The organism is Paenibacillus sp. RRE4, assembly GCF_031844205.1.
In the GTDB taxonomy this organism is placed as follows: domain Bacteria; phylum Bacillota; class Bacilli; order Paenibacillales; family Paenibacillaceae; genus Paenibacillus; species Paenibacillus xylanexedens_B.
The window spans coordinates 305,557-328,240 of record NZ_JAUZUT010000001.1; the positions used below are offsets into that span (position 1 = coordinate 305,557).

At 47.3% G+C, this 22,684-nt stretch carries 16 protein-coding genes; 7 read left to right on the forward strand and 9 right to left on the reverse strand.

Translation table 11 applies throughout. The features are described 5' to 3' along the window. Nucleotides 1-86: 86 nt before the first annotated feature. Nucleotides 87-3,362 carry a glycoside hydrolase family 48 protein gene (locus Q9R46_RS01315; RefSeq protein ID WP_311278670.1) on the forward strand — a complete coding sequence of 1,092 codons (3,276 nt, stop codon included), beginning with the start codon at nt 87-89 and terminating at the stop codon, nt 3,360-3,362. 542 nt (nt 3,363-3,904) lie between these two features. Continuing rightward, complete coding sequence (locus Q9R46_RS01320) at nt 3,905-4,732, forward strand: C40 family peptidase (protein WP_311278671.1); 828 nt, start codon at nt 3,905-3,907, stop codon at nt 4,730-4,732. Between the two features lie 218 nt (nt 4,733-4,950). Here Q9R46_RS01320 and Q9R46_RS01325 read toward each other — a convergent pair whose 3' ends face one another. Continuing rightward, the gene (locus tag Q9R46_RS01325) at nt 4,951-5,871 is read right to left on the reverse strand and encodes an ArsR/SmtB family transcription factor (RefSeq protein WP_397386361.1); all 921 of its coding nucleotides are present in this window, start codon (nt 5,869-5,871) and stop codon (nt 4,951-4,953) included. Nucleotides 5,872-6,052: 181 nt separating this feature from the next. Here Q9R46_RS01325 and arfA point away from each other — a divergent pair, with 181 nt between their 5' ends. Next, nucleotides 6,053-7,558: an arabinosylfuranosidase ArfA gene (gene arfA / locus Q9R46_RS01330; RefSeq protein ID WP_311278673.1), complete on the forward strand. Its 1,506-nt coding sequence runs from the start codon at nt 6,053-6,055 to the stop codon at nt 7,556-7,558. A gap of 538 nt (nt 7,559-8,096) precedes the next feature. On the opposite strand, the gene Q9R46_RS01335 is transcribed toward arfA, so the two are convergent. Continuing rightward, complete coding sequence (locus Q9R46_RS01335; RefSeq protein WP_311278674.1) at nt 8,097-8,849, reverse strand: MBL fold metallo-hydrolase; 753 nt, start codon at nt 8,847-8,849, stop codon at nt 8,097-8,099. Nucleotides 8,850-8,980: 131 nt separating this feature from the next. Here Q9R46_RS01335 and Q9R46_RS01340 point away from each other — a divergent pair, with 131 nt between their 5' ends. Continuing rightward, nucleotides 8,981-9,415 (forward strand): Lrp/AsnC family transcriptional regulator, encoded by a 435-nt coding sequence (locus tag Q9R46_RS01340; RefSeq protein WP_311278675.1) that lies wholly within the window; start codon nt 8,981-8,983, stop codon nt 9,413-9,415. Nucleotides 9,416-9,485: 70 nt separating this feature from the next. Here the strand turns inward: Q9R46_RS01340 and Q9R46_RS01345 are convergent, their stop codons facing one another. The 3 genes from Q9R46_RS01345 to Q9R46_RS01355 all read right to left on the reverse strand — a co-directional run bounded on the left by Q9R46_RS01345 (nt 9,486) and on the right by Q9R46_RS01355 (nt 13,865). Next, nucleotides 9,486-9,995: a hypothetical protein gene (locus Q9R46_RS01345; protein ID WP_311278676.1), complete on the reverse strand. Its 510-nt coding sequence runs from the start codon at nt 9,993-9,995 to the stop codon at nt 9,486-9,488. Between the two features lie 224 nt (nt 9,996-10,219). Beyond that, on the reverse strand, nt 10,220-12,130 hold the full coding sequence (locus tag Q9R46_RS01350) for an ABC transporter ATP-binding protein (RefSeq protein ID WP_397386314.1): 1,911 nt from the start codon (nt 12,128-12,130) through the stop codon (nt 10,220-10,222). Continuing rightward, entirely contained in the window at nt 12,123-13,865 is a 1,743-nt protein-coding gene (locus Q9R46_RS01355; RefSeq protein WP_311278677.1) for an ABC transporter ATP-binding protein, read from the reverse strand. The genes Q9R46_RS01350 and Q9R46_RS01355 overlap by 8 nt, the downstream gene beginning before the upstream one ends. A 419-nt stretch (nt 13,866-14,284) precedes the next feature. Between Q9R46_RS01355 and Q9R46_RS01360 the strand changes: the two genes are divergently transcribed. Beyond that, nucleotides 14,285-15,208 carry an S-layer homology domain-containing protein gene (locus Q9R46_RS01360; protein WP_145333190.1) on the forward strand — a complete coding sequence of 308 codons (924 nt, stop codon included), beginning with the start codon at nt 14,285-14,287 and terminating at the stop codon, nt 15,206-15,208. Nucleotides 15,209-16,042: 834 nt separating this feature from the next. Here the strand turns inward: Q9R46_RS01360 and Q9R46_RS01365 are convergent. The 4 genes from Q9R46_RS01365 to Q9R46_RS01380 all read right to left on the reverse strand — a co-directional run bounded on the left by Q9R46_RS01365 (nt 16,043) and on the right by Q9R46_RS01380 (nt 19,428). Further along, nucleotides 16,043-16,624, reverse strand: a complete 582-nt coding sequence (locus Q9R46_RS01365) for a YdeI/OmpD-associated family protein (RefSeq protein ID WP_311278678.1) — start codon at nt 16,622-16,624, stop codon at nt 16,043-16,045. A gap of 115 nt (nt 16,625-16,739) precedes the next feature. Then, on the reverse strand, nt 16,740-17,252 hold the full coding sequence (locus Q9R46_RS01370; RefSeq protein WP_311278679.1) for a DinB family protein: 513 nt from the start codon (nt 17,250-17,252) through the stop codon (nt 16,740-16,742). A gap of 141 nt (nt 17,253-17,393) precedes the next feature. Continuing rightward, entirely contained in the window at nt 17,394-18,317 is a 924-nt protein-coding gene (locus tag Q9R46_RS01375; protein ID WP_311278680.1) for a helix-turn-helix transcriptional regulator, read from the reverse strand. A gap of 193 nt (nt 18,318-18,510) precedes the next feature. Further along, nucleotides 18,511-19,428, reverse strand: coding sequence for an ArsR/SmtB family transcription factor (locus tag Q9R46_RS01380; RefSeq protein ID WP_090918400.1), 918 nt, complete (start codon nt 19,426-19,428; stop codon nt 18,511-18,513). 537 nt (nt 19,429-19,965) lie between these two features. Here Q9R46_RS01380 and abnA point away from each other — a divergent pair. Continuing rightward, nucleotides 19,966-20,877 carry an arabinan endo-1,5-alpha-L-arabinosidase AbnA gene (abnA, locus tag Q9R46_RS01385; RefSeq protein WP_311280918.1) on the forward strand — a complete coding sequence of 304 codons (912 nt, stop codon included), beginning with the start codon at nt 19,966-19,968 and terminating at the stop codon, nt 20,875-20,877. Nucleotides 20,878-21,016: 139 nt separating this feature from the next. Then, nucleotides 21,017-22,363 carry an ABC transporter substrate-binding protein gene (locus Q9R46_RS01390; protein WP_145411951.1) on the forward strand — a complete coding sequence of 449 codons (1,347 nt, stop codon included), beginning with the start codon at nt 21,017-21,019 and terminating at the stop codon, nt 22,361-22,363. Nucleotides 22,364-22,684 lie beyond the last annotated feature (321 nt).

Consider the following 22,684-nt stretch of genomic DNA (forward strand, 5'->3'; position numbering starts at 1 on the left):
TTTGACAGGCAAGAGGCCAAAGAACAGCATGGGCAGACCAGCAGCATTGATATTGAATTTCCACTATTCCAGGGAGGTATATATTCATGTTGAAAACAGCTGCAAAAAAGAGTTTAACTGCCATGCTGGCAGGAACCGTCATGCTGACGGGATACACGGGGCTCTGGGCAGGACCTGAAACGGCACATGCTGCCGATCAGGCGATTGAAATTCAGGCTGATGGCGTGAATGAAGCTCGCTTTTTGCAATTATACGGTCAATTAAAAGACCCGGCGAACGGATACTTTTCTCCAGAAGGCATTCCGTATCACTCCATTGAAACGCTGCTGAGTGAGGCACCGGATTATGGACATATGTCTACGTCGGAGGCGTACAGTTACTGGTTGTGGCTAGAGACGATGTATGGTCACTACACGGGCGATTGGAGCAAACTGGAAGCGGCCTGGGATAACATGGAGAAGTACATTATTCCGGTGAACGAAGGGGACGGCAAGGAAGAGCAACCAACGATGAGCAAGTACAATCCGAACAGTCCGGCAACATATGCAGCGGAAAAACCATTCCCAGACCAGTATCCTTCCAACCTGAATGGTCAGTATGCGGCAGGTAAAGACCCATTGGATGCCGAGCTCAAGGCAACCTATGGTAACAACCAGACGTATCTGATGCACTGGCTGATCGACGTGGATGACTGGTATGGATACGGAAATCTGTTGAATCCTTCCCATACGTCAACGTATGTGAATACGTTCCAGCGTGGGGAGCAAGAGTCCGTGTGGGAAGCTGTTCCTCATCCATCCCAGGATGATAAATCATTCGGTAAAGCAGGCGAAGGGTTCATGAGTCTGTTTACAAAGGAAAATCAGGCACCATCGGCACAGTGGCGTTATACCAATGCAACGGATGCGGATGCGCGTGCAGTACAGGTACTGTACTGGGCGAAAGAGATGGGCTATAACAATACGGAGTATCTTGATAAAGCGAAGAAGATGGGCGACTATCTGCGGTATGGCATGTACGACAAGTACTTCCAGAAGGTTGGAAGTGCGAAGAACGGTACACCAACCCCAGGTACAGGTAAAGACTCCAACATGTATCTCATGGCTTGGTATACGTCATGGGGCGGTGGATTGGGTCAAGGCGGGGATTGGGCATGGCGTATTGGGGCAAGTCACACGCACCAGGCCTATCAGAACCCGGTTGCAGCATATGCCCTGTCCGATCCGGCAGGCGGCTTGATTCCAGAGTCACCTACAGCCAAAGCGGACTGGAATGCGACGTTAAAACGTCAGCTCGAATTCTATACCTGGCTGCAATCCCATGAAGGAGCAGTCGGCGGCGGGGCAACCAATAGCATTGGTGGTTCCTACGCGGCTTATCCGGCAGGTGTGAGCACGTTCTATGACATGGCTTATCAGGAAGCACCAGTATATCGTGACCCGGATTCCAACACGTGGTTCGGATTCCAGGCATGGCCGCTGGAGCGTGTGGCGGAGATGTATTACATCTTGGCAGAGAGCGGTGACCTGACTTCTGAAAACTTCAAAATGGCTAAACAGGTCATTACAAAATGGGTGGACTGGACCAAAGATTATGTGTTTGCTGGTGAGCGCCCTGTAACGGATGCTCAAGGCTACTATTTGAATGCTGCTGGACAGCGCATTCTCGGCGGAACGAATGTACAGGTAGCAACGACTCCGGCTCCAGGCGAGTTCTGGATTCCAGGTGGTCAGGAATGGCAGGGACAGCCGGATAAATGGAATGGATTCAGCACCTATACGAATAATCCAAACTTCCATGCCATTACCAAAGATCCAGTACAGGATACAGGGGTACTGGGAAGTTATATCAAAGCATTGACGTTCTTCGCAGCCGGAACTGAGGCAGAGAATGGTACGCTCAGTGTGAAAGGTCAGGAAGCCAAAGACTTGGCTCAGACGTTGCTCGATACAGCTTGGGATTACAATGACGGTGTAGGTATCGTTACAGAGGAAGAGCGTAAGGATTACTTCCGTTACTTCGCGAAAGAGATCTATCTCCCGGCGAACTGGACGGGGACGTTCGGTCAAGGTAATACGATTCCAGGCACCGCAGGTGTACCTTCCGATCCGGCAAAAGGCGGAAATGGCGTGTACATCGGATATTCCGATCTGCGTCCTGCAATCAAGCAAGATCCGGCTTGGGCTTATCTGGAGAACAAGTACAAAACATCTTACAATCCGACCACGAAGCAGTGGGAAAATGGTGCACCGACCTTTACGTATCACCGTTTCTGGTCACAGGTTGATATGGCTACCGCTTATGGAGAGTTCGACCGTCTCCTTGGTGACAGCGAAACACCAGGCGTGGAAGCACCTGCCGCTCCTGCAGGTGTAACTGCTGCCGGCGGTGACAAACAAGTGGTATTGAACTGGAATGCTGCGGCGAGAGCAACTTCCTATACGGTAAAACGTGCCGAAGTGAACGGCGGCCCGTATACTTCTGTAGCAACTGGCGTTAGCGGTATTACGTTTACAGACACCGGACTGACGAATGGAAAAGCATACTATTATGTCATTACCGCTGTAAATAGTGCTGGTGAGTCCGCGCCATCTGTGCAGGTGACAGCAACACCGCAGGCCGGAGTCGCTATACCAGGAGCCTTTACCCTGAGTGGAACAGCAGGGGATGCAAAAGCCGTGCTGAACTGGACGGCTTCAACCGGAGCGGCAACCTATAACGTGCAGCGTTCGACAGGTACAGGTGCGTATGCCAATCTTGCTACAGGGCTGACGGCACTGACGTATACCGATGCAACAGCAGTGAATGGTACGGCATACAACTACAGAGTGGTTGCCATCAATGCCGATGGACAGACGAACTCGAATGTAATTGTGCTGACACCAATGGCTGCTCCGATCTCAACCGGAACACTTGAAGTGCAGTATCGCAATGGAGGCTCGGGTGCTTCAGGCAACTCTCTTACACCACAATTCAATGTGAAGAATACAGGTACGACGGCCATTGATTTGAGCAAAGTGAAGCTTCGTTATTACTTTACGAAAGATAGTGCCGCTGATCTGAGCTTCTGGTGTGACTATGCACAGGTTGGCAGTGCCAACGTGCAGGGCAAATTCGTAGCTGTGGAGCCGGCAAAAGGAACCGCAGATACGTACCTGGAGATCAGCTTTACTGCCGGTGCAGGTAGTCTGGCGGCTGGTGCTGAGACAGGAATCATTCAGACACGCTCGTCCAAAAACAACTGGACGAATTTTGATCAATCGAATGATTATTCCTTCGACGCTACACAAACCGCATTTGGTGCCTGGACAAAAGTAACGGCATACCAGGATGGCGTGAAGGTATGGGGAATGGAGCCATAATTGAATCAGCAAGCGGAGCATGGAATGAAGGGAAAGGGTTAGTTTCAGGAATTGGGGCCGGGAACGGAACGCCTGATCTTTATTCAAACTTGCTGCTAATTATACTTCCGATGAAAGGCCGGGGAGAAATCCCCGGTTTTTTTCTTGTGCTTACATAGTTAAATCCATTTATTTTCATTTGTGAAAGAGGGATTCCAGATTAAACTGCAATGAAACGTAGTAATGTTTTCCAGTTGGGTGACGAGAAAAATTAAAATCTAGTGCATAGGTTGCATGTGTGTGTAGCCAAGGTCTGCTTGACCAAAACGTGGAAATCTAAGGTATATCAATTAGTTACAAAAATTTAACCATTCATTCCGTGTAGGGTATGCTCTATTTTTCCAGTCGAAGAACGTTTTCCCTGATCCTTAGTGCTCATACTTGTCTAAACGCTAGCAGGACTTTGGGCTGATGAACGTTAGGGAATGCCCGTTTACAATAAGGCGAGCCGGGAAGGTGGCTTCTTGGTTAAAATTTTGTAATATCCGGAGGGACACGACATCATGAACTGGAAGAATACCATTGTTACGGCAAGTGTAACAGCAGCAATGCTGATGGGAAGTCTGACAACAGCAACGCTCACAGGACAGGTATCCGCGGCAGCGGCAGATCAATCGAAAGTAGAAGTCATCTGGGGTGTAAACCTTCGAACCTCACCAACGTCATCTGGTAAAGTCATTCGTATGGTTTCCAAAGGAGAAACATTAACTGTGCTTGAGCAATCCGGATCGGATTGGTATAGAATCAAAGATGCTTCTAATCGGACAGGTTATATCTCGTCTTCATCCAAATACACACAAGCAATAAGCGGTGGATCAACAACAGGCAATACGGGCACGACTAACGGTTCAAGCGGCTCGGGGTCTAATCAGGGTTCAACAAGTCAGGGAAGTGTTGCAGTAGAGAAGGTTATTGCGGCCGGAATGAAATACTTGGGGACACCTTATAAATATGCTGCGGATCGCGACAGTACGGCAGCGTTTGACTGCTCCAGCTTTGTACGGCGAGCTTTTATTGACGGACTTGGCATTACACTTCCGGCGGACTCACGCCAACAAGGAGACTATGTGAAGGAGAGAGGTACAGTCACTACGAATTGGAAAAACCTGAAACGTGGTGATCTGATGTACTTTATGTCCTACAAAGGCACTTCTGCATCAGCCTACAGTGGCGTGAACAAATCTCGGGCGACGATTACACATACGGGTATTTATTTGGGTAACGGTAAAATACTGCATACATACTCCAACGCTGGCGGCGGTGTGACGGTTAGTGATATTGCCGGCAAGCACTGGGAATCCCGCTTCCTGTTCGGAGGCAGTGCGTTGTAGGACAAGCACTGGTTTATCCGCTGGCTGACGGCTAGTCAGAGATGGAGCAAAGCACCTGGTAAGGCTGATCACATTAGAATAGCCAAGTTCGAGTATGATATGTGTGCAACAGCCAGGCTGCGCCAACTGGTGCAAGTGGCACATAAATCAAACACCTTTCATTTAACCGTTATTTTTGGCAAATGAAAGGTGTTTTTTTGTGCTTTGTTTTACTTGTTTTACAAAGGCGCTATTCCATCGTGATAGAACAATCGGAACAAAATGTCTTGGTTATAGTTGCCGAACCCCTCACCATATAGCGTCATTCCGCCCACGTGACGTGCATCTTCCTCCACAGAAAGGCGCAACGTCCACTGATTACGCTCCACTGGAATGTCTGAGAGTGTAATGCTCGACAGATGCTGGCCATCGATAAACGTTCCTTCATTCGTTATACGCAACACTTTAAGCATGCCATATTGATTCACGATATCACTCCACCAGTCAGGCGTAAATATGCCGCGACCATTGCCGGAGTCACCCGGGCTGGTCCATTCCCCTAAACAAATGCCGTTCAGTGTGAACGTAATATCTGAAGGCCAGTTTGGGTTAACGGAAGGGGCCTCTGATCCGATCTCCAGAGACAACTCAATGGCGTCAATGTGCTGCCCGGTCAACATGTAGTTGGGGATTTTATACTCGACAAATCCGCGTCCCATCCACAAGATATGAGCATGCATTCGGTCCGGGTCCAAAAAATAACGAGGATCATCATACTGCCCAATGACATGATCAGATGTCGCTAAACCGCAAGTAGGATATACGTCAAAATGCGTGTAGTGCCCGACAGGGATGGACACCTCGTGAAACTTGCGGGATGTTCCGTTCTCTTGAGGCATGGAGATGCCGATCCAGTCGACAGCCAGGCTGTTCATTTTATGTGTGCCGCCATCCTTGCGTACCATTTTGGACTGAATGATGCCGACATCTTGAAGCTTGCGGACGTGCATGGTGACGATCGCACTACTCAGGCCAAGCGAAGCGGCAATATCTTTCACATTCATGGGTGTCTCAGCCACAAGGCGGATAATCTGTAGCCGAACTTCACTGGCAAGTGCTTCATATAAAGGGAGCCATTCGGCGTCAGTATTTGCTCTGATCACAGTTGTTCCTCCAATTTCATGTATAGAATTAAGTTAAACATAAATTCAGTGAAAAGAATAATATTTTTCGAATTTCGGGTTGAAATATGTGTTGTTATCGATTTTAATATAAATATGAACGTTGATCCATAGAATATCAATTAATTTTTATATTAATCTTGGGGAGATGAGATCATTCATGGAAAAAGCGAAAATGACGGTGGATAAAGATTTTACAATTGGTGAAGTGGATAAGCGTTTGTATGGGTCGTTTATTGAGCATCTGGGGCGTGCCGTATATGGCGGAATTTATGAGCCGGGCCATGCTTCATCCAATGAGCAGGGTTTCCGTACAGATGTACTGGAAATGGTGAAGGAGCTTCATGTGCCGATTGTACGTTATCCTGGTGGTAATTTTGTATCCGGTTACAATTGGGAGGACAGCGTTGGACCGGTATCTGAGCGTAAGCGCAGGCTGGATCTGGCATGGAGAACGATTGAAACCAATGAATTTGGTTTTAACGAATTTGTGGATTGGGCTAAACAGGCGAACTCCGAAGTAATGATGGCGGTTAACCTTGGAACACGCGGTGCGGATGCTGCCCGTAATATCGTGGAATACAGCAACCATCCGGAAGGTTCATATTACAGTGATCTTCGGATTAAACATGGATATAAGCAGCCACACGGTATCAAAACATGGTGTCTTGGCAACGAGATGGACGGACCTTGGCAGATTGGGCATAAGACCGCTGAAGAATATGGACGTACAGCCGTTGAGGCTGCCAAAGTGATGAAGTGGACGGACCCAACGATTGAACTCGTCGCTTGCGGAAGCTCAAACCTCGGCATGCCGTCATTCCCGGACTGGGAAGCAACGGTCTTGGATCATACGTATGATGATGTAGAATATCTGTCTCTGCACCAGTATTATGGTAATCCGGATAATGATACGCCAACCTTCCTTGCACGCTCGTTGGAGATGGATCGTTTCATTGATACAGTGAAAGCGACATGTGACTATATCAAAGCGAAGAAACGCAGCAAAAAGACGATGTATCTGTCCTTTGATGAGTGGAATGTCTGGTATCACTCCCATGAGAATGATTCAAAGATGGACCCGTGGCAGATTGCTCCACCACAGTTGGAGGATATTTATAATCACGAAGATGCACTATTGGTGGGTTGTATGCTGATTAGTATGCTCAAACATGCGGATCGGGTCAAAATGGCTTGTCTGGCGCAACTCGTCAACGTAATTGCTCCGATTATGACGGAAACGGGCGGAGCATCATGGAGACAGACCATCTTCTATCCATTTATGCATGCGTCTGTATACGGCCGTGGCACGGCACTTGTACCTTTGATTCAGTCACCTAAATATGATACGAAAGAAATTACGGATGTTCCTTATCTTGAAGGCATTGCAGTGCATAACAAGGAGCAGGGAGAAGTAACGGTGTTTGCGGTCAATCGTCACTTGCAAGAGTCTCTGCCGCTTGAAGTGGATCTGCGCAGTTTTGGCAAATGCAGTCTGATCGAGCATATCGTTCTGGAAGCCGATGACCTCAAAGCGGCTAATACCGCGGCACAGCCTAACAATGTTGTTCCACACAATCGCGGAGGAGCAGTAGTATCCGATACGCTGATCACCGCGAGTCTGGCGAAAGCATCCTGGAACGTAATTCGTTTGAAGGTGCAATAAGAGGCTGGCAGTGTTTTATGGGTGGCGTGCAGGTTACTGAATTGCATCAAGGTTGACGTAAGATAAGGTTGAGGCAATACGAGTGTTTAGTGTTTAAGTAGGCTCTACCTGAAATAGAGTAAGTTTGAAGTGGGTAAGTAAGGCCGACGTGCATTAAAAAACGGTATGCGAATATTCGCATACCGTTTTTTTTCAGAAGAGTTCCCCAGTATATTCCTTTTTCGCCATCCAATTGCGCTAACGATCACAGGAAACCTTATTTAGGCATTTAACGCCACATTTTAATTCTAACGATCATGAGAGACGTTATTTCACTAAAAAGGGTTGGAATTCCAGAGGAAAGTGGGCATTTCGCTTAAATAGGCTCCGCTGTGATCGTTAGAATTCCAAAGTGGCAAAATCGGCCCCAATAGGGTCTGCTGTGATCGTTAGAAAGGTACGCGAGCAAGTTACATCATACGAATGATGATTGGCATGGAAATCTGGTGTAATTTCCCGCTTATATACCCCACCAAGAACGTTCGCTTACACCTATGATTCAAAACTCGAAGCTTTCCCCGTCCAACGGAAGGAGTACACTATCTTCCAACTGCTCTTTTGCCAGATAAGCGGCTAGATCAGCACGTGTTGTCATACAGTGGTTGATGACATCCATGTGAACGGCGATGAGGTGAGCGGAAGGTGCGGCGTGTTTCACGGCAACAACGTCGGGTCCGTCCATCGTGATGGGATCACCCTGCAAGAAGCGTGCACCCCCGGCATTGAGTACAATGACCTCTGGTTGATATTGCTTGATCGCTGCCGCGGGCTCATCACACCAGATCGTATCTCCGGCAATATAGGTGATCGGTTCTTCATCCGCTTCAAGCACAAAACCGGATACCTTACCCATACGTTTGCCAATCTCCCCTGTACCGTGCTGACCGGATGTACGCGAAAATCGCACCGAATGATGCTCATGCTTCACGTCAACAGGCGTTACATCCGTAAATCCCGCTTTTAGGAAAATAGGCTCGTCCCCCGGTTGACACAGCAATGGGATATCTTTTTGCAGTTGATTTGCGGCTGCTTCATCCCAATGGTCGGGATGGGTATGCGTGACAATCAGCAGATCAGGCTTGAGATAATCTGTTTCGGTTTCGGGGAGATCGACTCCAGGATTACGCAGCTCATTCGGTGTGTTTGGAAAAGCGGGCATGCTCTCGGCATCCATTAGCATGGGATCGACCAGAATCTTTAAACCACCGTATTCCAGCCACAGGGTAGCATGCCGTATCAATTGAATTTTCATTTTATTTGCACTCCTTCGGGTTCTCTCTTAGTATTATCCTATATGTTATACAACCCGATTCACGTCGTACATAACCTGCTGAATGCATATCGGTCCGACTATTTTCAAGGTGAAAGGAATGCTGAGTACCTATGAACGAAATGATAGACGCCACGGATGTACGCATTTTACAGATTCTGATCCGGGATGCCAAGCGTTCGAACAAGGAGATTGGAGAGGAAGTGCATCTGACAGGACAAGCGGTTGGGGCGAGAGTGCGCAAGTTGCAGGACCTGGGGGTTATTGAAGGATATACGGTAAAATGGAACCCGGACCGCCTTGGCCTTGGTTTGAAGGCATTTGTCACGGTATTTCTGAACTCTGGCGATAAGCATGCTGCCTTCCGTGCGTTTGTGGCAGGGCGCGAGGACATTATTGAAGTCCACCGGGTAAGCGGGGAGGGATGTTACCTGATGCAGGTGCAGACAGGGACAACAGAGCAACTCGGTGAACTGCTGGAAGCGCTGCTGCCGCTAGGTAATTATAGGGTGAGTTTATCCATTGGAGTGGAGAAATCACCGTCCTAGGCGTGCGACTCCCGGCACATAGGCCCTGCTGCATGACAAGGGTGGCTACATGAGCCTGACTTGGACAAGTTCAATCCAGATCAGGCCCTTGGTGTTCACGTAACGTCTTTTGGAGAGTAGCCAAGGAGGACTGTAGCTCTTTTTTTCCAAACAAATGGTCTGTATGAATGTGAACTCGAGTGCCGTCCTTCAGATACAAGGCGTACATGGGGGAGGCGGATAATTGCCATTTGCTTCGTGCTGGGGTAGCGAGCTCAATCTTGCGAATCTGGTTCCATGGAATATCGCGCTGACCCGCATGGAGAGAGTGTTCATCCCATGAGACGAGGATCGCCACGCGCTGCATGGAACGGGTCCAAAACATAAAGAAAAACGGCCCCACCATCCACATGCCGAGTATGGCAGCCATAGGGTAATAGATTTTTTCCACACTCTCGGTCTGCCCGGCAACGATAACCCATAAGAGCAGTACACATAAGGCGAGAAACAGGAAACATAGGCTTCCTTTCCAGATCGCTGTGATGCGACGATAGCGAATTTCCCCCTGATGGTGTTCCTCCGAAGTTGCAGGCAACATCATCGTCATCTCCTTTTCTTACCGATTTATATGTAAAAATGCCGCCTGCACGAGCAGAGCGGCCGGTTTGACCTGTCACTCCTATATCAAGTTTACGAGTTCATGCGGTATTTAGGTAGGGCAGTTTTGAACAATTATCGAATTTAAATCTTAGTACTTCTCGTTGCACATGTCCTGTCCAGATGCATGTTCGATGCACGAGGTAATTGAAACTAACGTATAAAATATTACCCCGACTTGCTGGGTTGCTGCCCTGCTTCCCGTGCGTGCTGGTACAGATCCGCATAAACGCCTTGGCTCGCAACCAGCTCCTGATGTGATCCTTCCTCGACGATAGACCCTTGTTCCATGACCAGAATCCGGTCAGCATGCATGACTGTGGACAGGCGATGTGCAATCACTATGGTTGTTCTGCCTTGAGATACGGACTCCAGCGCATGTTGTACAAGTTGTTCGGTATGTGAGTCCAGATTGGCCGTAGCTTCATCCAGAATTAGAATGCGTGGCTGAAATACAACGATTCGTGCAAACGAGATCAGTTGTCGTTCCCCGGCGGATAACCCGCTTCCGCGCTCGGACAGACGGGTGTCATAGCCTTGCGGCAAACGACTTATCATCGCATCTGCCCCAACAAATCGGCATGCTTCTATTGCTTGCTCTCGTGTAATATCCTCCCTGAACATTCTCACGTTATCAATAATGGTACCGGAGAACAGGAAAGGTTCCTGTTGAATCAGCCCCACAATCCGGTGGAGCGCGGCTTGCGGAATGTGGCGAATGTCGGTGCCATCGATTTGGATACTGCCCTGATTGACGTCATAGAACCGATTGAGCAGGGAGATCAGTGTGCTTTTGCCCGCTCCGGTTGTACCCACAATACCGACCATCTCCCCAGGGTACATGTGCAGATTCATATGTTGAATAATAGGGCGATCCGCCTTGTAACCGAAGGATACATCATTAAAGTCAATCTGACCCATCACATGTTGTGACTCCAGAGGAGAAGCTTGATCAGGGGACGGGGCATGTACTTCAGGCCTTGTGTTCAAAATATTCCAGATCCGATCCATCGAAACCGTGGTCGATTGAAAGGTATTCCACTGCATTGTAATCTGGTTGATCGGTTGAAAAAACTGACGAATGTAGCTGATAAACGCATACAGCACCCCGACTTGCAAAGACTCTCCAAGCACGGCGCGACCACCCAGCCACACCATCATCACCAGCGCCGCGTTACCAAGGATGTCAAACGTCCGGTTAAAAATAACATTGGAACGAGCCTGTGTAATGTTTGCCTCCAGATGAAGGGCGTTCTGTTCTTTGAAGCGTTTCTTCTGCTCTTCTTCCTGGTGGAACGCCTGAATCAGGAACATGCCCGACAGATTTTCCGCCGTAAACGCGATTAGACGGGAAAGGCGTGTGCGCGCATTTTGATAGGCGCTCCGCAGTCTGCGGCGGAACAAGGCAGCCACGACAGCGATGACCGGAAGTATGATGAGTGAATAACTGGCGAGCATGGGATCGAGCTGAAACATGAAAAAGATAATGAGCACCAGCATCATGCCATCCCGGATCAGACTGAGCAATACCTGGGTGAAGAAGCTGCTGATCGTCTCCGTATCACTGGACACATTGGTCACCAGACTACCGATATGGAAGCGGTCGAAGAAGGACATGGACATTTTGGAGATATGTCTGAACAAATCCTTGCGAATGCGGGAGACGATGCTCTGACCGACATGTTGCAACAGATTATTTTGTATATAGGTGAAAATAAAACTGATTACAGCCAGCCCCAGAAAAACGGCGGCGAGTTTAACGAGAAACAAGGTGCTGGTTTGACCTACGGCCAGATGGTCATCGATAGCGATTTTCACGAGATATGGCTGCAACAAGTCGGCGGATATGCCGAGCAGGGAGCAGAGGAATATGCCGGCAAATGCCCAACGATGCGGTTTGGCATAGCCCATCATTTCTTTAAAGGAAGCTCGTTTGCTGTGATGATCGTTGGTGGAGGCCTCCGATTTTACGGCTGAGTTGTCGGAATGACTGCTATTGTCCAAATGATCGGTACGTTTAGAATTATGGTTCTTAGAATTATGGTTAGTGTGTTTAGGATTTTCATCCGCATCAGACATGATGTAATCCCTCCTCCTGCAAGCGATAGGTCGCCGCATATAGCCCTCTGGCAGCCATCAACTCCGTATGCGTTCCTTGTTCAACAATCTGCCCTTCATCCAGCACAAGAATGACATCCGCATGACGGACTGCACTGATACGGTGAGAGATGATCAAGGTGGTTTTGCCTTTGCCGATCTTACGCAGACTGCGGAGGATGCCTGTTTCGGTAACGGCATCTACTGCACTCATACTGTCATCCAAAATCAGGATTTGAGCCTGTTTGATCAATCCGCGAGCGAGACTGGTACGTTGCCGCTGTCCACCAGACAGCGTAAGTCCACGCTCACCCAGCAAGGTATCGAAACGATCAGGGAAACGCACAATATTTTCATAGATCATCGCTTGTTTGGCGCTGTCTTCTACGTCTCCCATAGGTGCTTCACGGTTGCTGAATGCAATGTTGTCCCGTATGGTGGTGCTGAATAGAAAGCCGTCCTGTGGGACGTAAGCAATTTGAGACCTGAGACTGTCCAGTGACAGTTCCCGAATGTCTGTGCCATTGATGAAAATGCTGCCTTCTGGGGGCTCGTATGTACGGAGTAGCAACTTGACCAGTGTGCTTTTGCCTGAACCTGTTTTACCGACAATGCCAACCGTACGCCCCGCATGAATCTGGAGCTGGATATGTTTTAGCGCGGGCGATGAGCTGCCTGGATAATGGAACGTCAAATCGTTGATCTTAATTTCCTGCATGTTCTCCAGTGTTTCTGCCTCAGGGATTTCCTGTACATCGGGTTCTTCACGGAGAAGATCATTCACTCTTTCGAGCGAGGCTCCTGAACGTTGCATCGTATTAATCACGTTACCAATCTGCTGAAGTGGACCCATGATGATTCGCAGATACAAGGTCAGAGCGACAAAGCTACCTAACGTAATGGAGTTTTGCATTGTCAGAATGCCGCCAACTAGCAGCGAAATTACGAGAGACGTTGCACCGAGCAATGGAAGTGTGGCCTGAAAAAGGGAAGATAGGCGAACTAACCGTAGCTGTTTATGTTTGATATCATCCACGGTTGCGCCAAAACGTGAACGAGCGTTATCCTCGATGGCAAATGTTTTGATCACGCGAATCCCGCCAAGCAGCTCCTCCGCAGACTCCGTCATGGTGGCGAGCGCCTCTTGCACATCACGGGAGCGCTTTCGAATCCGTGGGCCGAAGAACACAACCAGGAATGGAATGGCGAGCAGAGGTACAATGCTGATCAGGATCAGTGTCAGCGGAATTCCGCTAAGCAACATCATTACTACACAGGACAATAATAGAAAGGCAGCATTGGTCATCATCGTAACCCCGTTGGATATGGCTTCCCGGACGGAGGTGACATCATTCATAAAATAGCTGAGCAGCTTGCCGTTGCCCTGTTTGGAAAAATAGTGCTCGCTAAGCTCGGAAAACTTGCGGAATATCCGCTCGCGCGTTATAAATTCAAATCGCCGGCCCAGCTTCATAATCATGAACTGGCCGGTACCAAACAGCAGGTTGTATGCAATTGCAATCGCAAGTAGCGATAAGCTGTAACGGATCACCGTCTGCATCTGGAGTGTGTTTTGTAGGAGTTGATCCGTAAAGTTGCCCAGAATACGGGGCAGGGAGGCCTGACCGACATTGGACGCAATAATCAAAAGAACAGCCAGGAGATAGATAGGCCAGTTGGATAACACATAACCGCGCAGCAAACCTTTTTTGGACATAGGTGTGGGTTCTCCTTTGTTACGAAGTCAAGAAAAGGGCAGACACCTTATCGTAGCGTGTCATGCCCTCTTACTTTATGCGAACTTGTTTGTTATTTATCCGTCAACCGATGAATCGTTCTATTTATATTTTCGCGCTAATATGAGTCGTTGTCAATGCACGCTGCCTGGTATGAAGAGAGGGAAGTAAACCCTTGAATGTTTAATGTATTTCCCCTGTCAGAACCGTGCAAATGAGGTTTCCCAGGGTGAGATGACAGTCTAAAATACGTTGTCGTTACACCGCAAATCATATGCATGGTTATGAAGTATTATTCACCAAATGCGAAAAGAACTGAAACATTTTACGAAGCTGTCCCGTCTGTAGGGATGAAAAGATGAAAAACAGGATTTACTAATCATAATGGAGGTGCCAGGAAATGAAACATAAAAAAGGATTGGCTGCAACACTTGCGCTATGCGTTTCTCTGACAGCAGGAGGTGCTTCGGTATTTGCATTTTCCGACATTAAGGATGAGGGCCAGAAGACGGTTGTAGATACCTTGAAATCGAAGGGGATTGTAAATGGAGTAACGGCGGATCTGTTCCGACCGGATGTTGCTTTGTCCGAACCGCAGGGAATTCAGTTAATTGTTAAAGCATTTGGTTTGAAAAATGCATATGCGGAAGCTTCCGCGCAGAACAAAATCAGCCCAGATACCTGGTATGCAGATGCTGTGCAAGCGGCAACTCAGAATGGCCTTTCCGTTCCGGTAGAAGTGAATCCGCAAGGCAAGATGACGCGTGAACAATTTGTTGTTTTGCTGCATGAGGGAATTAACACGACCGGTAATTATCCGGTAATCATGAAGTATAATGAAGTGAAGGATGAAAAAAAATTAAGTAAGGACGCCATATCTGCGGTCCAGAACTTGCTGAACATGAACATCATTGAACTGGACAAGGATGGAAACTTCCGCCCGGATCAGTCACTTACCCGTATGGAGGCAGCAAGCATGATTTTCAATGCCCTTGAGTTTGTGGCTCAGCATAGTGATGACGGTTCAACCGAACCGGCTCCAACGAATCCCGGTGAAGGTCAGCAAGCCATCGTACCTGCGGTAACGATCAGCAAAGTGGATGACAAAACAAGTAAAGTAACCCTGACTGCTGAAATGCCGCATCCGGGTTACGGATTGAAAATTGATGAAGTGAAGCTGGAGAAGGATAAACACGCTATTGTCAAATACTCCATCGTGCAACCTGATCCGGATATGATGTATCCAATGGTGATTACCAAAGTAACGGCAGAAGCCGAAATTCCGACAGGGTACACTGCTGAAGCGCAGCCTTCCGGCAAGTAAATCCGCGTGAGGAAGGGAGATCACCTCACCTGCTGCCTGCTAGGGATGATTGAGCCAACTTGAAGTGAACCCAGAACCAAGAAAACCAGACACCGAGAAAACCAGAGAACCAGAGAACCAGAGAACCAGAAAACCAGAAAACCAGAAAACCAGAAAACCTCTAACTAACCATATTCTCTATAGAGGGGTGCTAGCCAGTTACCAGTCAAGTGATCTGGTTAGTTATCCAACTGCGGGGAAAAGCTTGGGCAGGTGGTTTTCGTATGATCAGGTTAGCCAGTAGTTACTGGCTGGCCTTTTTTTGTGCGTGGAGAGCCTGAGTGTTAAGTAAGCTTGAAGCGCTAACGATCACCACAGGGCTTATTTTGGCGAAAATGAGGTGTTTTAAAATCTAACGATCCTCAGAGACGCTATTTTAGTGGATCTGGCCGAATATGCCGGGAAACAGGCCGGAAATCGAAAAATAAGCTTTCTGGTGATCGTTAGAATTTCATTCAGGCGAAAAACGGCTAAATAGCGTCTCCTGTGATCGTTAGCCGAAGTAGCACAGCACGGTGAATGAATAGAAGCATGACTGCTAAGAAAGGAAACAGAGCATAACAGATATAGAATAAGTAGGACACTAATATTCTGAAGGAGGAAGTTTCATAAAAGCAGAAAAAGTAGAGCGAATACATCAAAGAACAGGGACAGAGAAACAGAGAAACAAGATCTTCCCTAGCGGAAGATCCTGTTTAGTATACCAGTGACAGTATGCTTTATAGGCCAGTGGGTTTGAGTCTAGATTGTGCACGGTGTTATCCAACCAACTGTCTAACAAGTCATACACACGTTTTAATCCTGTAACAACCTTCCATTATCATGCCACTGACCATACAGTTGATTTGCCTTCGTATGTTGGATGAACTTATCAAGTCGGCTTTGAAAGAGATCTGGTTGCCGTTTCACGCTCTGGATTGTGTCGATGCGTACGCGTTGATAGAGGAGAGGGAAAGCTGTGAAATGATCATACACTTGTCTGTCCGCAGTTAGCCTCTCTTCAATCTCGGCATCCACAACAAAAGCTCCAGGATTCATGTCGGGCAGAACCTTTCTACCCGCATCTTGCATCAGACCTAGCCTTTCTAATCGGCGCACACGCTCCTTATTGAGCTCTGTCCATGAGCTTTTGCGACTACGGGGAGATAACCTTTGTAATAACAGGCCATCGGAAGTTTTCTTTTTGAGGCCATCAATCCAGCCAAAGCACAATGCTTCTTCAACAGCATCCAGATATAGAAGGGTATCCGGGCGCGGCTTTATACTCACGGGAACCCAGCAGCAGGGCTCTGTAGTTCCGTGTTCCTGTAACCATTGTCTTAACTCTTCTCTGGATGTAAAGGTGAGTGTTTTTTCGAGTGGAGCAGGTGGCATCATATCCAAGACCTTTCATGTTGCATTTATCTAACACCTTACAGTATATCTAAAAGCTTCATACTACATCGTATCCAAAAGTTTTTATCAGGCACAATGGACTTCAAGTATTAGATAATTACTCGACAGTGTTGGAGTTTTCGTACCAGAATCTGGAATAGTCATTCATGACAGAAGCATGTCCGAGCTGACGCAACATGGTGGATATATTGCCCCGGTGATAGGTTCCGTGATTCACCAGATGTAAGACGATTTCCGCGAAACGGGTTTGACGCACGCCAGCAAAGGGATTGTCGAGCAGAAGCGCCTGCTCCAGATCCTTATGCTGACTGAACCAATCCAGGTATTGATTGGATAGTTCGGCATAACGTTCGAAATATTCTTCTATTGTGGCAAACGTTTCCCCGTTACGCGGCATGCAGATTTGTAAAGCTTCAGGCATGCTGGTTCCGGTTAGCACCAGGTACCACATCTGATCCACAGCATACATATGACTGAGCGCATGGGCGAGGGTAGGAAAAGAACTGTTCACTTCCTGATGCAGCACAGAAGCTGGCAACTCCTGAATGCGTTGCATAATGATCTGCGAAGCCCAAACATGATAATGATACATTTCTTCTAGGTGATTCATGAAATATCGTCTCCTTTATTTTGGCGAATGGTGGGATGGTCATAGTAGATCCCTTGTTACTGAAATAAGTATAAAAAAAGAAGTATGACAACAGCGTGTCATACTTCTTCTTTCACTTCACAAGACTCCCATTATGTGGCTTCAATGATTGAGTTTGTCGTAACGTCTCAGTGCATTTCGTAGTTGCGTCTCCAGAACATCCCTCAGTGCTAGAGGTTCCAAAACCTCTGCGCCACTTCCCAAACTCAGCAAAAACGACCATAACCACGGGGCTTGGAGCGGTTTGTGAACCTGAACGCGCATCGTCATACTGCCGTCCTCATGAAATTGTTTGTCTGCCTGCTGAAAATGATCGAGCGCTTCCGCGAGTGCATCCGGGTATACGCGAAATACCACATCTGTCATGTTTTCCTGTGCGACAGGGAAAATAGCGGACGGCTCTTCCGTAGGGAGAGCATGCGGTTCGAAATGACGGTTGGTCAGATGCACGTTTAACATCCGTGAAAGTCTGAATTCCCGATAATCCCGCCGGCTGCGACAATATCCATAAACATACCAGCTACGGTATTTAAACTGCAATCGAACAGGTTCGATTTCTCGGGTCGTGTGCTCATTTTTGGAATTAATGTAATCAAACTGAACGACATGATGTTGCATGATTCCTGCACGAAGATGCGAAAGCGAGTCAGGCTCAGTTCGGTACGTATTCAGGTCTACGGTTAAGCTTGCTCTCTCATGCTGGTCTCCGATTGTCTGCAAACGTTCGATTGTACCCTGTGCACGCACATCGTTAAATACGGTAGAGAGGCTGGTAAGCACTGTAATCAATGCATCCACATCATAGGAGCCGAGCAAGCTTTTATCCATTTTATATCCATCCATAATGCCATATCCGCCATTCATTCCCTGATGCGAGACAACCGGAAATCCGGCTGCGCAGATGACATCAATATCCCGATAGATCGTTCTGGGCGATACTTGATATTCCTCGGCAAGGGTAGAGGCAGACAACACCTCATGATTGAGTAACTTGTATATGATCGAGACTAACCGTTCCAGTTTCAATAGAACCCCACCCGTCATCACTTCTTTTCCAATACAGGCCATAAGTATATCACAGCCAAGGCAGGGACTAGCATGCATCTTCACTAATCAGTTCAACGGAAATGCAATGCGTATATCACTGAAAAAAGAGTGCAGATTCGCACTCTTCTTATATTAGGAGCTTCTTCAACCAAACTCTCCAGCCAGATCCTGTCTAGTCCTCCTGCACGTTATAAAGCACCCGTGCGAGCAGACCTTGACCATAATTGCCGAAGTTTTTGCCGAAAATCGTCAGGCCGCGTTTGTTGACCGGTCCATCTGTGACAGCGATGCGGAAGTGAATATCACTTTTGTAATCGAGCCCGATATCATCCAGGGTAACGTCCGAGATTTTGCATCCGTCGATGTAACTGCCTTCCTTCGTAATGCGAATCAGCTTTAGCATGCCGTACTGATTCAGGTGAGGAGGCCACCAGTCTGGATTAAACGTACCGCGTGTATCGCCGAAATCTCCTGGACTCGTCCAGAGTCCGATCTTTTTGCCATTGATGTAGAAGTAAATATCTGACGGATAGTTGTCACAGAATCCAGGGGCTTCTGAACCGAGCTCCATGGAGAGCTGAATCTCGCTAAACGTCTGGTTGGGCTTCAGGTAGTTGGGAATTCGGTATTCCAGATATCCTTCAGCTAGCCAAATCATCTCGGCATCGATCCGAAGCGGGTCGGCAAAATAGCGAGGGTCATCAAACTCCCCGATAATGCTGTCTTTCGTAGCAATGCCGCATGTGGGTGCTGCCTGATAATCACTGTAATGCCCAACCTGGATTTCTACCTCGTAGCGGTTGTGGATCTCCTGTGAACGCAGGTCAACCATCAACTTTTCCTCGTTAAGATAACAGATCTTCTGAATGCCGTGTTTGCCGACCGCCGTGTTAATCTCAATTAATCCGCTTTCCTCCAGTTTTTTGATATGCATTGTGATCGCGCCGTTACTAAGTCCGAGCTTGGTTGCGAGGTCGTTGAGATTAAGACTTTGGTTTCTGGCCAGCAACTCAATAATCTGAATGCGAATTTCGGAGCTGAGTGCTTTGAAAATGTTCACACCTGACATCAGATCTTTAATATAAATCATAGGTGGATGTCCTTTCCCCGTTCTGAACAAAGCCTATTTACACAGACTCTTGCACATTTGACTGTTTTATTTCAGATAATTATAAATCATTACATGCTCGAAAGAAAGAGCGGAGAAAAGTGAGATATACCCTATATATACAGTAAAATAATTAAAGCTCATACGAGATTTTATCTCCACATACTTAAAATAAAAACTTAAATTAATTCATAAATATTTGAAATATACCATTGAATTGTAATGTAACCGCTTTTATAATCCTATTATACTTAAATTGATTTAATACTTCATGAACCAAAGCAACCATTTATTCAGGAGAGGCGGCGTTCCGGTATGGAAAAGTTCAGTTCATGGAAGAAGTTGAGGAGTTTGGAGTGGAAGAAGTTGAAGCGGCTGGAGTGGCAGACATGGAAGAATTCTAAAACGGTGAAAGTGGCATCAGGCTCAGGCGAATCAAGGGATTCAGTTCATTCGCGTGGCTTGAACAGCTCGAAGTTTTCATCCAGAAGGCGTTGGGTTTTACCTGCATTGTTGGTGATGGTGCTAGTGCTTGCAGGACAGTCTCGGGCTTTAGCCGCGTTTTGGAATCTATCGGGAGATATCGCCGTTCATGATCCGACGATCATCAAAGAGGGCAATTCCTGGTACACCTTTTCCACGGGTCCGGGTATTCAGGTGCTGAAATCCGATAACGGAACGTCGTGGTATCGTGTGCCGCAGATTTTTCTGAGTGAACCCTCCTGGTGGAATTCGGCTGTTCCTGCACAGAAAGAGCTGGATGTATGGGCACCGGATGTACAACGTTATAACGGCAAAGTATGGCTGTATTATTCCATTTCGACCTTTGGTTCCAATAAATCGGCTATTGGTTTGGCATCTGCAAATAGCGTTGGCGCAGGGCAATGGAAAGATGAAGGGCTTGTGTTGCAATCCAATACATCGAATAACTACAACGCCATTGATCCGGAACTGGTTATTGATGCTTCAGGCAATCCATGGCTGGCCTTTGGATCGTTCTGGAGCGGTCTGAAAATTGTAAAATTGGACAAAAACACGATGAAACCGACAGGTAACATATCCTCGATTGCAGCACGTCCGAATAACGGGGGCGCAATCGAAGCACCGAGTATCACGTATCGCAACGGATATTATTATTTGTTTGCCTCTATTGATTCCTGCTGTAAAGGTGTGAACAGTACCTACAAAATGGTCTATGGTCGTTCCACCAGCATTACGGGCCCTTACGTCGATAAAAACGGAGTCAATATGATGAACGGTGGCGGCACGATTTTGGATACAGGTAATGTGAGATGGAAAGGACCGGGTGGGCAGGACGTGGTTAACGGCAATCTCATCGTACGCCATGCTTATGACGCAACGGATAATGGCAATCCGAAATTGCTGATTAATGATTTGTTATGGGACGGAAACGGATGGCCGACGTATTAGTATGATTTTTATTTTATAAAAATATAAAATGTTTTAATAAAGTATTGACTAAAAGGATCTGGATTTGATAAATTTAACAACAGAAATGCTGATTCATGGTATTGAATACGTTTACAAGTCCAGATCAGGAGGGGTTCATATGGTCAAGAGAAAGAGTTGGGTCACGTTTATGCTGCTAGTGCTGGTCAGTGCACTGGTGCTTGCAGGTTGTGGAGGGGGAAGCGGAAGTTCGAGCGGAGATAAAGAACTGACGTTTATGTTCCGCGGCGGCACGGATGAGCAGAAGGCGTATCAGGCTGTCGTGAAGAAGTTTGAAGAAGAACATCCCGGCGTCAAAGTGAAAATTATCGTTACCGCTGCGGATCAATATGCGACAAAGCTTCGAGCGGCGATTACAGGCAATAGCTTGCCAGACGTATTTTATTTCACACCGGGTGATATGAAGGCCTATGTAAACAGCAATGTGCTCATGAATCTGACTCCGTATATTGAGAAAAACAAAGAGATTAATCTGGATAATATCTGGAAGTATGGCGTTGACTTATATCGTTACGATGGCAAGATGGCAGGGCAAGGAGACCTTTACGGTATGCCTAAGGATGTCGGGCCGTTTGCACTGGGTTATAACAAGACCCTTTTTGAAAAAGAAGGTATCCCGTTCCCTGACAAGGACAAGCCGTATACTTGGGAAGAGTTCATTAAGGTAAACCAGCAAGCAACGAAGGATACGAACGGAGATGGTAAACCGGACGTATTCGGCACAGGTTTTAACGTACAGTGGGCACTGCAAGCTTTTGTATGGAGCAACGGGGCTGACTGGCTGGACGAGAGCAAAACGAAAGTCACCATCGATGATCCGAAATTTGCTGAAGCGCTGCAATTCTTCGCGGATATGCAGAACAAGTACAAGATCACTCCTTCCATTGAGGAGGCACAAACGCTTGATACGTATCAGCGCTGGATGAAGGGCGAGATGGCGTTCTTCCCTGTAGGTCCGTGGGATATGAGTACATTCGAAAAGCTTCCATTCGATTATGATCTGCTGCCTTTCCCGGCTGGATCCACAGGCAAACCAGCGACATGGATCGGCTCCCTCGGGATCGGAGTATCTGCCAAAACCAAACACCCGGAAGAAGCTGCTGCATTGGTAAACTACCTTACTGCGTCAAAAGATGGCATGAAACAACTGGTAGACGCGAAGGTGCAAATTCCGAACTTGCTTGATATGGCAGATGAGTGGGCGAAAGACACCTCTACCAAACCGGAAAACAAACAGGAATTCATCGATATCGTAAAAGACTATGGACGTGCGTTGCCAGGTAACTATACGTACAACGCGGAGTGGTACGACATGTTCTTCACCGACATTCAGCCGGTACTTGATGGCAAGATGACTGCCGCTGACTATGTGAAGCAACAACAACCGAAGATGCAGAAACTGCTGGATAAAGCGGTGGAGCAGGAGAAAAAATCCCAGAATAAATAGATAGGAAAGAGAGGATGCCAGCAGCCTGAACCGATGTTGCTGGCATCATTTGTTTGGTAGAAGATAAAAATCGAACTATTTTTTACATGTTGTAACGTAGAGGACAGAAAAAACCTGAAAAAGCGAAGCGTTCGCCTAAAAGCTTTCTGAAAGAAAGCTACATCGGAAGCATACGCTTATCACCGGATTTTCCCCTTTGGAAAAGGGAATTCAAAAAATCTGGGGATAACAGCGATTGGAAGGTTATTCTGTCATTGGAGTGAACGATGTAAACGGTTTGTTTAATTTTATCGCCAGATTCCATACGAGCATGTGGCATGT